This window comes from Acidithiobacillus sp. 'AMD consortium' (assembly GCF_008926505.1).
In the GTDB taxonomy this organism is placed as follows: domain Bacteria; phylum Pseudomonadota; class Gammaproteobacteria; order Acidithiobacillales; family Acidithiobacillaceae; genus Acidithiobacillus; species Acidithiobacillus ferridurans.
Genome location: NZ_CP044411.1, coordinates 2,760,211 through 2,773,218, shown reverse-complemented (window position 1 = coordinate 2,773,218; position 13,008 = coordinate 2,760,211). Strand labels below are relative to the sequence as shown.

The window sequence follows — 13,008 nt, the reverse complement described above, 5'->3', positions numbered from 1 at the left end:
GTCCTCCGTGATCGCTAGATCCTCTGTACGGCAAGGCGAACGTGAGGACTCAGAAGTACGTGGTGACTGCGGCGTCCAGAGCATCACGCATATCGGGATCATCGGTGATTGGACGTACCAGGGTTACCCGGCAGGCGGCCTTCGCCTCAACACCCTTGTTGATCAAGGAACCTGCGTAGACCAGCATACGGGTGGAAATACCTTCATCCAGACCGTGGCCCTTCAGATTACGGGCGCGCTCGGCGATGGACACCAGCTTACCGGCGACTTCCTTGTTGACCCCGGTTTCGTGAGAGACAATTTCTGCCTCGATTTCGTGATCGGGGTAGTTGAAATCCAGGGCCCCGAAACGCTGCTTGGTGGACTGCTTCAGATCCTTCATGAGGCTCTGATAGCCTGGGTTGTAAGAAATCACCAACTGGAAATCGGGATGCGCTTGCACCAGTTCGCCCTTCTTCTCCAGGGGCAGTACCCGGCGGTTGTCGGTCAGCGGATGGATAACCACCGTGGTATCCTGACGGGCTTCCACCACCTCGTCCAGATAGCAGATGGCGCCCAGACGCGCGGCCAGGGTCAATGGGCCATCCTGCCAGCGGGTGCCCTGGGGGTCGAGCAGGAAACGTCCGACCAGGTCAGAGGCCGTCATGTCTTCATTGCAAGCTACCGTAATCAACGGTTTGCCCAGTTTGTAGGCCATATACTCTACGAAACGGGTCTTGCCACAGCCGGTGGGACCTTTGAGCATCATCGGCATGCGTACGCTGTAAGCGGCTTCGTAAAGTTCTGTTTCATCACCGGTGGCACGGTAGTAAGGCGCTTTCTTGATGCGGTATTCAGTCAACTGGTCGTTCATGGAATGCTGCTCCTCGGGAAAACGTTCCTGGACAGGGAAACACGGCACTTGACGGGAACATTTCGGGCGAAAACGGCCCTGCACAACATCAGAAATGCTCTCGACAAGCGCCGCACCGGCTCAGCGCAAAAAGGCTGGGCGGTACGGCACGGGACTTATACGGTCTTGCCCCGATAGACTACCAGGGAAGTACCCTGGGACTGCTTGAAGTTATCATAGCCGACGATACGGACGTGGTTATGGGGATTCGCCTTATGGCAGGCTTCCGCTTCTTTCAGGATGGTGTCCACGTCGGTTTCGCCGAACATGGGCAACTTCCACATATACCAGTAGTTGCCGAAGGCGTTTTCCGGTTCGGTATGTTCTACCGCCGGATTCCAGCCCTTGGAAACAATGTACGCAACCTGTTGACGGATCTGCTCCGCGGTCAGGGCGGGCAGGTAAGACAGTGTCTCGAACTTCCGGCTCGCGGGATCGGAGAGCCGGGATTGGTAATCCTGTACTTCACTCATAAAAGACTCCTGGGCAGGTGATAAACGTGCTCATTTATGGGAAACGTCCAGCTTGTCGACCGTATCGAATTCGAACTTGATCTCTTTCCACGTTTCCATGGCAATCTTGAGTTCGGGGGAGTGCTTGGCCGCCTCAGTGAGAACAGCCTTGCCTTCCTTCTCGATGGCCACACCGCGGTTACGGGCTTCCACACAGGCTTCCAGCGCGACGCGGTTGGCCGCAGCACCTGCGGCATTGCCCCATGGATGACCGAGGGTGCCACCGCCGAACTGCAACACCGAGTCATCACCAAAGATGGTGACCAGCGCCGGCATGTGCCAAACGTGGATACCACCGGAAGCGACCGGCATCACGCCCGGCATGGAGCCCCAGTCCTGGTCGAAGAAGATACCTCGGCTGCGATCTTCCTTGATGAATCTATCACGCATGATGTCGATCCAGCCCAGGGTCGCCTCACGGTCGCCCTCGAGTTTGCCGACCACGGTACCCGAGTGCAGATGATCGCCGCCGGACAGACGGAGAATCTTGGTCAGCACACGGAAGTGGATGCCGTGGTGGGGGTTGCGGTCCAGCACCGCATGCATGGCGCGGTGAATGTGCAGGAGCATGCCGTTGTCGCGGCACCAGTTGGCCAGACCCGTGTTGGCGCAGAAGCCGCCGGTGATGTAGTCGTGCATGATGATGGGTGCGCCGATTTCCTTGGCGTACTCCGCACGCTTGTACATTTCCTCTGGAGTCGGGGCGGTAACGTTCAGGTAGTGCCCCTTACGCTCTCCGGTCTCGGCCTCGGCCTTCTGGATGGCCTCCATGACGAAGTCGAAACGCTGCCTCCAGCGCATGAAAGGCTGGCTATTGACGTTTTCGTCATCTTTAGTGAAGTCGAGTCCACCACGCAGACCTTCATAGCAGGCGCGACCATAGTTCTTGGCCGACAAACCCAGCTTGGGTTTGATGGTGCAGCCCAGCAATGGGCGACCATACTTGTTCATGATGTCGCGTTCGACCTGAATCCCGTGGGGTGGCCCACCGCAGGTCTTGACGTAGGCGATGGGGAAACGGACGTCTTCCAGGCGCAGGGCACGTACCGCCTTGAAGCCGAAGACGTTACCCACCAGCGAGGTGAAGACGTTGACCACGGAACCTTCTTCGAAGAGATCGATGGGGTAAGCAATGAACGCATAGAAACAGGTATCATCGCCAGGAACGTCTTCAATCCTGTATGCGCGCCCCTTGTAGTAGTCAAGGTCGGTGAGAAGATCCGTCCACACCGTGGTCCAGGTGCCGGTAGAGGATTCGGCGGCAACCGCAGCAGCGGCCTCCTCACGATCCACGCCCGCCTGGGGAGTAATCTTGAACACGGCAAGGATATCGGTATCCTTGACGCTGTAATCCGGTTCCCAATAGGTGTTCCGGTAATCCTTCACACCCGCGTTATAGGTCTTGACGGCCATATGCCACCTCCATGCAGTTGCCCGACGCCGGTGCCCCCGGCGCAATCGCTGCGTCTGCAGCGATGATCGAACTATAGTGCGGGTGACGCATAAGCGCTAATAAGTAGTTATTATTTTTTCCATAACGCATAGCTGATGCTATAGTGGCTTGTGACTACATGTCTGATGTTCGGAGGTTGGCAGTGTTTACCGCCGTCGGGCAGAAGCCATGACCGCACTATCGTGGGGCGTGGGCTCCATAAAGACGAGTCGGACTGACCCAATAAACAGGCCTGCTAGTCATGGTATGGTTGGCATCCATTTTCGCTTGCTCAGCTTCCTGGTGTATCGCTATCCTTATTTCCGGAGCGTTCACCGGCGACATCCATCTCGTCAATGCTGTGGGATGACTGAGCAATATCATGATCCCCTGTGTCTTCCTCCGCAGACCGAGGTCCGGGCAATCTTGCGGCGAAAAATAATCCGAGTTCAAAAAGCATATACATGGGGATGAGGAGCATGATCATGGATAACACGTCGGGAGGACTGAGCAATGCAGAGGCGATGGCGCAAATCAGGAAGGCATAGCGGCGACCGTGCTGCAGCGTGGCCACCTGCAGCACTCCGACGCGTACCAGTACAATAATGAGAATGGGGATCTGGAAGGCCAGACCGAAGGCCAGGGAGAACTTTACGATGAGCGAGAGGTAGCTATCCACTTTGGGCATGGCGGTGATATCACCGCCAGAAAAGCTCACGAAAAACCGGAAGGCATTAGGAAATACGATAAAGTAGGCAAAGAGCATGCCGCCGATGAACAGAAAAATGGAGGCAAAGATCAGCGGAAAAAAGGCCTTGCGCTCATGCTCATAGAGGCCGGGCGCTATGAAGGCCCAGAATTGATAGAGCACGACAGGTAGCGCCAGAATAAATCCGGACAACAAAGAAAGCTGCACGTAGGTCAAAAATACTTCGGGTAAACTGGTATAAATTAAATGACTGCCTTTTGGTAATATATCAATGAGCGGAGCCGCAAGAATGTTATAAATCGTTTTGGAGAAAGGATAGGAGATCAGAAAGCCAACGAAAATAGCGATCACTGAAAATAATACGCGGCGGCGCAATTCCAGCAAATGGCCGATAAAGGTGTTTTCCGCCAATTTGTCCATGCTTAAAAAATATCCTTAGGCGGTGTCGAAGCGCGCGAATCTGGTGACGAGCAGGCGGCAAATCCTCTGGATGCGCAAGCGGTGCCGCCGCGCATCCATAATAATGACGAACCTCGGTGGGAGCATCAGGTGGGCATCGGAATCAATGTACGCGGTCTTCCGGTCCCGGCAGTCCTGCATGTTGCGTTGCCGGCATGATATCGAGTTCACCCTGCTGGTGAGCGTCCTTCATTTCGGGCTTCTCACCGGTCGTTTTCGGGGTGTCTGAAGCGGTGATGTCGGCAGGCAGCAACTCCTCGTGGGCATAGTCACGCAGTTTGTTGGCTTCCTCGCGCAGATCATCCAGCAACAACTGCTGCTCAACCTCGGAGCGCAGACTCGTCATGGTACGCCGCATGGCGCCGTACCACTTCCCCGCGGTACGCGCGATTTGGGGCATTTTCTCCGGCCCGACCACGAGCAGCGCGATGATTCCGAGCAGCGCGAGTTCGCCAAAGCTGAAGTCGAACATAAGCGGTCAGCGGTTGACGGTTTCGTGTTCTTTGCTGGGCTGGACCTCGGCGTCAATAGTGCGGCCGATGCTTTCCTTCTTTTCCTCCTCCTCCTTGACGGCGGACCGGAAGCTCTTGATGGCGGAACCGAGGTCGGAACCCACGTTGCGTAGCTTCGTGGTACCAAACAGGGCAACCACGATGAGCAGAATGATGACCAAATGCCAGATACTAAAAGCGCCCATGACAGCTCTCCTTCCCCCGTAGGGGTTACGCGCTACAACTCACTTGGACCATAAGAAAATAAAGTGGTTGCGTCAAGCTTATGGACGCCTTGCCGCTTTTTCTTCCAGGCCGGACATTCCTTCCCGTCGCGCCAGTTCTCCGAGGACGTCATCAATATGTAAATCCCTATCCTCCAGGGCCACCATCAAATGGAATACGAGGTCCGCCGCCTCTGCAACGATATGCTTCGACTCATGATTCTTGCAAGCGATGACAAACTCGGTAGCTTCCTCCCCTACTTTTTTCAGGATCCGGTCCTGACCGCCGCGGAGCAGTTGCGCCACATAGGACTGGCCGGGATCAGCCGTTCGCCGACTGTGCAGGGTGCCTTGCAGGCTGTCGAGGATGCTTCCAGGAGGCGGAGCCTGATGCTGCCAGCCCTGCTCGCCGGGTTGGCCGAGGAAGAAGCAGGTTTGCTCCCCGGTATGGCAGGCAGGACCTTCCTGAATGACTCGCAGGAGGAGTGTATCGCCATCGCAATCCAGGCGCAGATCCACCAGATGTTGAATATGGCCGGAGGTTTCGCCTTTACGCCAGAGTGCCTGCCGGGAGCGTGACCAGTAAGTGCCAAGGCCGTCACGGAGTGTCGCCAGCAATGCGTCGGCGTTCATCCAGGCCAGCATGAGCACCCTGCCGCTGCGAGCATCCTGGGCGATGGCAGGCACCAGGCCGTCTGCATTCCAGCGCACGGCGGCGAGTATGGCGGCGTGCTGCGCTTCCGGTTCATTCATGATGGTCAGAACCCCCTCGTTGAAGTCTTTCTACTCAATAATACGAATAATACGCAGATAGCGCCCGACGGATGGCCTGCGTGCTTTAGCGGGTGGTGCGCACCGGAATCCCCGCGGCAGCCATCTGTGCCTTGACCTCGGAGATGCGAAACTGGCCGAAGTGGAAGACGCTGGCGGCCAATACCGCATCCGCACGCCCCTGCTGGATACCTTCGACAAAGTGCCGGATCTCTCCCACGCCACCGGAGGCGATCACGGGTACTGGCACGGCGTCGCTGATGGCGCGGGTGAGGGCGAGGTCGAAACCGATGCCCGTTCCGTCGCGGTCCATGCTGGTCAGCAGGATTTCGCCGGCACCATATGTTGCCATGCGCTGCGCCCAGGTCACCGCGTCCAGACCGGTACTGCGCCGGCCGCCGTGGGTGAAGACCTCCCAGTGGTCGTCTACCTGCTTGGCGTCGATGGCGACGACGATGCAGGAGTTGCCGAAACGCCGGGCGGCGGCGCGTACCAGTTCCGGATCATTCACGGCGGCGCTGTTGATGCTGACCTTGTCGGCCCCGGCGAGGAGCAGGGTGCGGATATCTTCGACGCAACGCACGCCACCACCTACGGTCAGTGGGATAAAGACCTGCGCCGCCACGGCAGACACTACATCGGCCAAGGTGCCGCGCTCTTCATAACTGGCGGAGATGTCCAGAAAGGTGATTTCGTCGGCGCCCTCATCGTTGTAGCGTTTGGCGACTTCCACCGGATCGCCGGCATCGCGCAGGGCAACAAACTGAACGCCTTTCACCACGCGCCCCTGGTCGATATCGAGGCAGGGTATGACGCGACTGGCGAGCACCTGCTCAGGCCTCGGCCTGGGCGCGGGCCTGTGAAAAGTCCAGGGCCCCTTCATAAATGGCGCGCCCGGTAATGGCGCCGATGATACCGTCACCCTCATGGGCCTTGAGCGCCAGCACCTGTTCCAGATTGGCAATACCGCCCGAGGCGATGACCGGCACGGGCACCGCCTGAGCCAGCGCAACCGTCGCAGAAATATTGGGGCCGCTGAGCATGCCGTCGCGGCTGATGTCGGTGTAGATGATGGCTTCTATGCCGTCGGCGGCGAAGCGTTGTGCGAGATCAATGGGGTCGTGACGGGATAGCTTGGACCAGCCTTCGGTAGCCACTTTGCCGTCACGGGCGTCGATACCCACCATGATATGGCCAGGAAAACTTACGGCGGCATCGGCGACGAAACCGGGGGCCTTGACTGCCTGGGTGCCGATGATCACGTAGCGAACCCCAGCCTGGATATAGGTTTCAATCTGTTCTTCGCTGCGGATACCGCCGCCGACCTGAATTTCAAGGTCAGGGAAACCCGCACAGATGGCGGCTATGGCGTGCGCATTGACCGGTTCTCCTTGGACAGCGCCGTCGAGATCGACGATGTGCAGCCGTTTGGCGCCCGCCTCTACCCAGCGCTGCGCCGTGGCGACCGGATCATCCGAGAATACCGTGTCGTCCTCCATCCGGCCTTGCCGTAAACGCACACAGTTCCCGCCCTTGAGATCGATGGCCGGAATCAACAGCATGACAGCTTCCTCCACAAAGAGATATTCCAGAAAACGGGTTTAAACGGCATGGTCGGCTCCGCGATCGCCATCCCAGTCGAGAAAATTCCCGATCAGGCGCAGACCCGCCATGCCACTCTTTTCTGGATGGCATTGCAGGGCGAAAAGGTTATCCGCAGCGACCGCCGCACAGAAAGGAAGGACATAATCGCTGGAGGCCGCAAGTATGCCGGGGGCAGAGGGCTCCACATAGAAGGAGTGGACGAAATAAAACCAGGCGTTCTGGGGAACGCCGGCAAACAGCGGGTGTTCCATCTGTTGCTGCAGTTCATTCCAGCCCATGTGTGGGATCTTCAGGCGTCGGCCGTCGGCCGTTCGCAGAGCCTCTTCCGGGAAAGCAATCACCCGCCCCGGTAGCAGACCGAGTCCGGCATGCTCGCCATGCTCCGTACTGCTGTCCATGAGCATCTGCATCCCGAGGCAGATGCCGAGAAATGGCCGGGTCCGCGCCGCGCTGCGGATGAAGTCGCTGAGCTCCCGCGCCTCCAGCGCCGCCATGCAGTCACCGAAGGCGCCGACGCCCGGGAAGATGATACGGTCCGTGGCGGCCAGTTCGCTGCTCCGGCCGCTGACGATCGCCTTGCCCCCCAGATGCTCTACGGCCTTGGCCACCGAGTAGAGGTTGCCCATGCCGTAGTCGACGATACCGACGCGTGTCGCCACTGCACTCATAGGGTCAGGGTGCCTTTGGTGCTGGGCACGGCGCCCGCCATGCGCGGGTCAGGGGCGACCGCCATGCGCAGGGCACGTCCACAGGCCTTGAAGAGGGTCTCGGCGATGTGGTGGGTATTGCTGCCGCGCAGGGTATCCAGATGCAGGGTTACCTGAGCATGGTTGACGAAGCCCTGGAAAAACTCATGAAAGAGATCCACATCAAAGTCCCCGACCTGGGCGCGAGGGAATGCGACTGCGAAGATCAGTCCGGGACGACCGGAAAGGTCTACCACCACCCGCGACAACGCCTCGTCAAGGGGCGCGTAGGCATGGCCATAGCGCTGGATGCCGGCCTTGTCCCCCACGGCGCGGGCAAAGGCCTGACCGAGGGTGATGCCGATATCTTCCACCGTGTGGTGAGCGTCGATATCGAGATCGCCCTGAGCCTGAATGTGCATGTCGAAAAGACCATGACGGACGATCTGGTGGATCATGTGGTCAAGAAAGGGTAATCCGGTGTGCAGGTCGGCCTGCCCGGAACCATCGAGATTCAGGGTGACACGGATCTGGGTTTCGAGGGTGTTTCTTTCTACCTCGGCTTGGCGCGGATTCACAGTAAGGACTCCAGTACGGCCAGAAAGCGGTCATTTTCAGCGGGTGTGCCGACACTGACCCGTAGATATTCGCCGAGGCGGGGGTGGCCTGTAAAGGCTTTAATGAGCACTCCACCCGCGCGCAGGCCTGAGAACAGCACCGCTGCCTGCCCCGGGGCATGAAAGAGCAGGAAATTGGCGGCGCTGGGCCAGACCGAAAGACCGCAGGCACTGATGGCCTGGAAGAGCCGCTCCCTCTCGACACGCAGAATTTCGGCCTGGGCATTCAGCACTTCGGTGTGACGCAGGTAGAAGGACGCGCTGCGCTGGGTGAGTACATTGATATTGTAAGGCAGACGCAGCTTGTCCAGTTCCTGAATCCACGCGGCGGGCCCCGCCAGCATCCCCAGCCGCATCCCCGCCAGACCTTCCTTGGACATGGTGCGCAGCAAGAGGAGGTTGGGAGTGCGTCCCAGGTGGTCGGCAAAGGTCCTCTGACTGAAGGCGTGATAGGCCTCATCCACCACCACCAGGCCCGGCGCTGCAGCGACAATGGCTTCCAGATCGGTCTCGGGGAAAAGGCTGCCACTGGGATTGTTGGGCCAGTCGAGAAAAATGACGGCGGGTTGTTGCGCGGCGATGGCCGCCAGCATGGCCGGAAGGTCGAGCTGGAAGTCCGCATCCAGGGGAATGCCCACAAAAGGCAGACCAAGCTGCTGCGCCAACAACCGGTACATGACGAAACTGGGGTCTACCGCCATGATGGGGCGCCGGCTGCCCGCTACCGCGGTCACCAGAATCTGGATCAGCTCATCGGAGCCGTTACCGAGCATGAGTTCTATTCCGGCAGGCAGGCCGATGTGGGCCTTGAGCCCCTCCATGAGGAGGGTCGGGTGTGCGTCGGGATAGCGATTGAGGGGTGCGTCGGCCAGACTCTCCAGCCATTGCTCACGCAAGGCCGCCGGTAAGCCATAGGGGTTCTCCATGGCATCCAGCTTGATGAGCCCCTCACCGTCTGCCACCGCATAGGCCTTGCTGGCCAGCAACTCCGGGCGCAGCAGGCCCTGCATCAGGGCGGTCGTAGCGCCGTCGCTCATGATCCGGCCTTGGGGATGCGGCAGGCTGCTGAACGGGCATGGGCGGTCAGGCCTTCGCCCAGGGCGAGACGTTCGGCGATCTGCCCCAGTCGCGCGGCGCCGGCGGGGCTGCTGTGAATGAGGCTGCTCCGCTTGACGAAATCATAGACGCCGAGGGGCGAGGAAAAGCGTGCGCTGCCGCCCGTGGGCAGCACATGGTTGGGGCCGGCCACATAGTCGCCGAGGGCCTCACAACTGTGGATGCCCATGAAGATGGCCCCGGCATTGTGAATGTCCGCCAGCCAGTCTTCGGGATTCTGCACGGCTAGTTCCAGATGTTCCGGCGCGATACGGTCGGCAATGGCGCAGGCCTCGGCACGGTCCCGCACACGAATCACCGCCCCTCGATCTGCCCAGCTCTTGCGGGCGATGGGTGCGCGGTCGAGCCTATCGAAGGCGGCATCCACCGCGTTCACCACCGACTCGATGTGGGCGTTGTCCCAACTGATGAAAATACTCTGGGCAATCTCATCATGCTCCGCCTGTGAGAGCAGGTCCCAGGCCAACCATTCCGCCGGTGCCGAGCCATCGCTGATCACGAGAATTTCGCTGGGTCCGGCAATCATATCGATGCCTACCCGGCCAAAGACCATGCGCTTGGCGGTAGCCACATAGATATTGCCGGGGCCGACGATCTTGTCTACCGCGGGGACGCTCTCCGTACCGTAGGCCAGCGCCGCCACTGCCTGCGCGCCGCCGATACAGAACACCCGGTCCACCCCGGCAATGGCGGCTGCGGCCAGCACCCAGGGATTCACCTGCCCCTGCGGGGTGGGTACGGTCATGATGATTTCCTTCACGCCCGCCACGTGTGCGGGAATGGCATTCATCAGCACGGAGCTGGGATAAGCCGCCTTGCCGCCGGGTACGTAAATCCCCACCCGGGCCAGAGGCAGGATGCGCTGTCCGAGCACCGTGCCGTCGGCCTCGGTAAAGGTCCAGCCTTCACTGCGCTGGTGCTCGTGGTAACTGCGGATACGTTGCGCCGCCTCTTCCAGAGCGGCCCGCTGGGTGGGCTCCAGACCGTGGAGCGCCGCATCCCAGGCGCTGCGGGGGATTTCCAGATCAGCGGCGGAAGCTGTCGTCACCCCATCAAAGCGCTCGGTGTACTCGCGCAGCGCCGCATCGCCCCGATCGCGGACGGCGGCGACGATATCTCGTACCCGCACCTCGATCTGCGGATCGAGATTGGCATCCCAATCATGCAGCGCGTGAAACTGTTGGGCAAAATCAGGGTCGCTGGTATCCAGACGGTTCATGGCGTGACTTGCGCCTCCAGTTGGCGGATGAGGGTTTCGATAGCGCGGCGTTTGAGTTTCATGGCGGCGCGATTGACCACCAGACGGCTGGAAATAGGCATGATTTCTTCCACTTCCACCAGCCCGTTTTCCTTGAGCGTCCGGCCGCTGGATACCAGGTCTACGATACGATCCGCCAATCCGACCAGAGGGGCCAGTTCCATGCTGCCGTACAGCTTGATGATTTCCGTCTGCACGCCGCGACTGTGGAAATAATGGCGGGTGATGTGCGGATATTTGGTGGCGATGCGCACCCGCTCCCAGCTTTGCGGCGCGTCATTGGCGGCTATTGCGGCTGGTTCGGCCACCGCCATGTGGCAGATTCCTATGCGCAGGTCCAGGGGTTCGTAAAGGTCCAGGCCCTCCTGCTCCAGCAGCACATCCTTACCGGCGATACCCACGTCGGCAGCGCCCCAGGTCACGTAGGTGGGCACATCGCTGGCGCGGATCACCAGAAAGCGCACGGCGGGATCGGTGCTGGGGATGATCAGCTTGCGGGATTCTTCAGGATCTTCCGCCAGATGGATGCCGGCGCCCGCAAAGAGGGGAATGGCTTCCTGCAGAATCCGTCCCTTGGACAGTGCGATGGTAATGCCTGTACTCATGCGACACTCCTGGTGCTGCTGATCCGGCGGATATCTGCGCCGAGGGCGCTGAGCTTCTCTTCGATGACCTCGTAGCCACGATCCAGATGATAGATGCGGTCGATGAGGGTTTCGCCCTCCGCCACCAGCCCGGCCAGGACCAGCGACGCCGATGCCCGCAAATCGGTTGCCATTACGGGGGCGCCGCGCAAACGCTGTACTCCCCGCACTACGGCGGTTTTGCCATCGGCATTGATGTCGGCGCCCAGCCGCTGCAACTCGGAGACGTGCATGAAGCGATTCTCGAAGATGGTTTCGGTGACGACGCTGCTCCCTTCGGCAATGCAGTTCATCGCCATGAACTGCGCCTGCATGTCCGTGGGGAAGGCCGGAAAGGGCGCGGTGCGGACATCCACTGCCTGTGGCCGTCGTTTCATGCGGATGCGGATCGTGTCTGCCCCGGTCGTGACTTCGGCCCCCGCTTCCTTCAGTTTGAGGAGGACGCTCTCCAGCAGGCCCGCGTCGGTGCGCTTGAGGCAGACGTCGCCGCCAGTCATGGCCGCAGCCACCAGGTACGTACCGGTCTCGATGCGGTCGGGCACAATGCTGTGTTCCGCGCCATGCAGCTCTGCCACTCCCTCGATCTCGATGACCGACGTTCCCGCCCCGGAAATGCGCGCGCCCATGGCTGACAGACAACGGGCGAGATCGACGATTTCCGGTTCGCGGGCGGCATTTTCCAGGATGGTGTGTCCCTCGGCGAGGGTGGCCGCCATGAGCAGGTTTTCCGTACCGGTGACGGAGACCATCTCCATAACGATGCGGGCGCCGCGCAGGCGTACTGCCTGCGCTTTAACGAAACCATCCTCTACGGTGATTTCGGCACCCAACGCCTGCAGGCCGCTGAGATGGACACCCACCGGGCGGCTGCCGATGGCGCAGCCACCGGGCAGGCTCACTTCTGCCGATCCGTGGCGGGCCAGCAATGGCCCAAGCACCAGTATCGAGGCCCGCATGGTCTTCACCAGTTCGTAAGGCGCGACGACCGAATGTACCGGGCGTGGATCGACTTCAATCCCGAGCTGGCTGTCCACCAGCACCCTCGCACCGAGCGTGCTCAACAACTCCAGGGTCGTGGTGATGTCCCGCAGATGCGGAATATTGCACAACCGCACCGGCTCGCGCGCCAGCAGGGTGGCAGCGAGGCAGGGCAAGGCCGCGTTTTTGGCCCCGGAAATCCGCAACTCACCACGCAGGGGACCATTGCCACGCAGCAGCAGCTTATCCATGGGGCAGAATCAGCTCGCGCTGGCAGCTTGGGCGCTGCCGACCAGTTTCTGCAATTCACCCTGCTGATAGAGATCGGACATGATGTCCGAGCCACCGACAAACTCACCCTGGATGTAGAGCTGGGGAATGGTCGGCCAGTTGGAATACTGCTTGATGCCGTCGCGAATCTGCGGGTCGGCCAGCACGTCCACCGTAAAGAGCTCCTTGACACCTGACTGCTGCAGCAGTTGCACGGCACGGGCCGAGAAACCGCATTGCGGTGCTCGCGGGTTGCCCTTCATGTAAAGCACTATCGGGTGTTTCTGGACCTGTTCCTGAATAAGTTCCTGAATCGTTGCCATGGTTATCCTCGCTGAATTAGG

At 60.1% G+C, this 13,008-nt stretch carries 16 protein-coding genes; all 16 read right to left on the bottom strand.

The genetic code is table 11. The features are described 5' to 3' along the window. Positions 1–49 precede the first annotated feature (49 nt). Positions 50–853, bottom strand: a complete 804-nt coding sequence (locus tag F6A13_RS14440; RefSeq protein WP_113527449.1) for a CbbQ/NirQ/NorQ/GpvN family protein — start codon at positions 851–853, stop codon at positions 50–52. Between the two features lie 155 nt (positions 854–1,008). Then, positions 1,009–1,365, bottom strand: a complete 357-nt coding sequence (locus F6A13_RS14435; protein WP_113527450.1) for a ribulose bisphosphate carboxylase small subunit — start codon at positions 1,363–1,365, stop codon at positions 1,009–1,011. Between the two features lie 30 nt (positions 1,366–1,395). Beyond that, positions 1,396–2,817, bottom strand: coding sequence for a form I ribulose bisphosphate carboxylase large subunit (locus F6A13_RS14430; protein WP_113527451.1), 1,422 nt, complete (start codon positions 2,815–2,817; stop codon positions 1,396–1,398). Positions 2,818–3,128: 311 nt separating this feature from the next. Continuing rightward, a complete protein-coding gene (tatC, locus tag F6A13_RS14425) occupies positions 3,129–3,965 on the bottom strand; it encodes a twin-arginine translocase subunit TatC (RefSeq protein WP_126604505.1) in 837 nt (278 codons plus the stop codon). 142 nt (positions 3,966–4,107) lie between these two features. After that, on the bottom strand, positions 4,108–4,476 hold the full coding sequence (tatB, locus tag F6A13_RS14420) for a Sec-independent protein translocase protein TatB (protein ID WP_113527453.1): 369 nt from the start codon (positions 4,474–4,476) through the stop codon (positions 4,108–4,110). A gap of 6 nt (positions 4,477–4,482) precedes the next feature. Beyond that, entirely contained in the window at positions 4,483–4,701 is a 219-nt protein-coding gene (gene tatA, locus F6A13_RS14415; RefSeq protein ID WP_126604504.1) for a Sec-independent protein translocase subunit TatA, read from the bottom strand. 78 nt (positions 4,702–4,779) lie between these two features. Continuing rightward, the gene (gene hisIE / locus F6A13_RS14410; RefSeq protein ID WP_113527454.1) at positions 4,780–5,472 is read right to left on the bottom strand and encodes a bifunctional phosphoribosyl-AMP cyclohydrolase/phosphoribosyl-ATP diphosphatase HisIE; all 693 of its coding nucleotides are present in this window, start codon (positions 5,470–5,472) and stop codon (positions 4,780–4,782) included. An 85-nt stretch (positions 5,473–5,557) separates the two neighbouring features. Continuing rightward, the gene (hisF, locus tag F6A13_RS14405; protein WP_204507242.1) at positions 5,558–6,373 is read right to left on the bottom strand and encodes an imidazole glycerol phosphate synthase subunit HisF; all 816 of its coding nucleotides are present in this window, start codon (positions 6,371–6,373) and stop codon (positions 5,558–5,560) included. Next, the gene (hisA, locus tag F6A13_RS14400; RefSeq protein WP_126604503.1) at positions 6,324–7,052 is read right to left on the bottom strand and encodes a 1-(5-phosphoribosyl)-5-[(5-phosphoribosylamino)methylideneamino]imidazole-4-carboxamide isomerase; all 729 of its coding nucleotides are present in this window, start codon (positions 7,050–7,052) and stop codon (positions 6,324–6,326) included. The genes hisF and hisA overlap by 50 nt, the downstream gene beginning before the upstream one ends. 39 nt (positions 7,053–7,091) lie before the next feature. After that, the gene (gene hisH / locus F6A13_RS14395) at positions 7,092–7,763 is read right to left on the bottom strand and encodes an imidazole glycerol phosphate synthase subunit HisH (RefSeq protein ID WP_113527457.1); all 672 of its coding nucleotides are present in this window, start codon (positions 7,761–7,763) and stop codon (positions 7,092–7,094) included. After that, the gene (gene hisB, locus F6A13_RS14390; RefSeq protein ID WP_126604502.1) at positions 7,760–8,359 is read right to left on the bottom strand and encodes an imidazoleglycerol-phosphate dehydratase HisB; all 600 of its coding nucleotides are present in this window, start codon (positions 8,357–8,359) and stop codon (positions 7,760–7,762) included. The genes hisH and hisB overlap by 4 nt, the downstream gene beginning before the upstream one ends. After that, positions 8,356–9,435 carry a histidinol-phosphate transaminase gene (gene hisC, locus F6A13_RS14385; protein WP_113527459.1) on the bottom strand — a complete coding sequence of 360 codons (1,080 nt, stop codon included), beginning with the start codon at positions 9,433–9,435 and terminating at the stop codon, positions 8,356–8,358. The genes hisB and hisC overlap by 4 nt, the downstream gene beginning before the upstream one ends. Next, a complete protein-coding gene (gene hisD, locus F6A13_RS14380) occupies positions 9,432–10,733 on the bottom strand; it encodes a histidinol dehydrogenase (RefSeq protein ID WP_126604501.1) in 1,302 nt (433 codons plus the stop codon). Before hisD ends, hisC begins: the two co-directional genes overlap by 4 nt. Then, positions 10,730–11,377 (bottom strand): ATP phosphoribosyltransferase, encoded by a 648-nt coding sequence (gene hisG / locus F6A13_RS14375; protein WP_113527461.1) that lies wholly within the window; start codon positions 11,375–11,377, stop codon positions 10,730–10,732. The genes hisD and hisG overlap by 4 nt, the downstream gene beginning before the upstream one ends. Next, on the bottom strand, positions 11,374–12,645 hold the full coding sequence (gene murA / locus F6A13_RS14370; protein ID WP_113527462.1) for a UDP-N-acetylglucosamine 1-carboxyvinyltransferase: 1,272 nt from the start codon (positions 12,643–12,645) through the stop codon (positions 11,374–11,376). Before murA ends, hisG begins: the two co-directional genes overlap by 4 nt. Positions 12,646–12,654: 9 nt before the next feature. After that, a complete protein-coding gene (gene grxD, locus F6A13_RS14365) occupies positions 12,655–12,987 on the bottom strand; it encodes a Grx4 family monothiol glutaredoxin (protein ID WP_113527463.1) in 333 nt (110 codons plus the stop codon). Positions 12,988–13,008 lie beyond the last annotated feature (21 nt).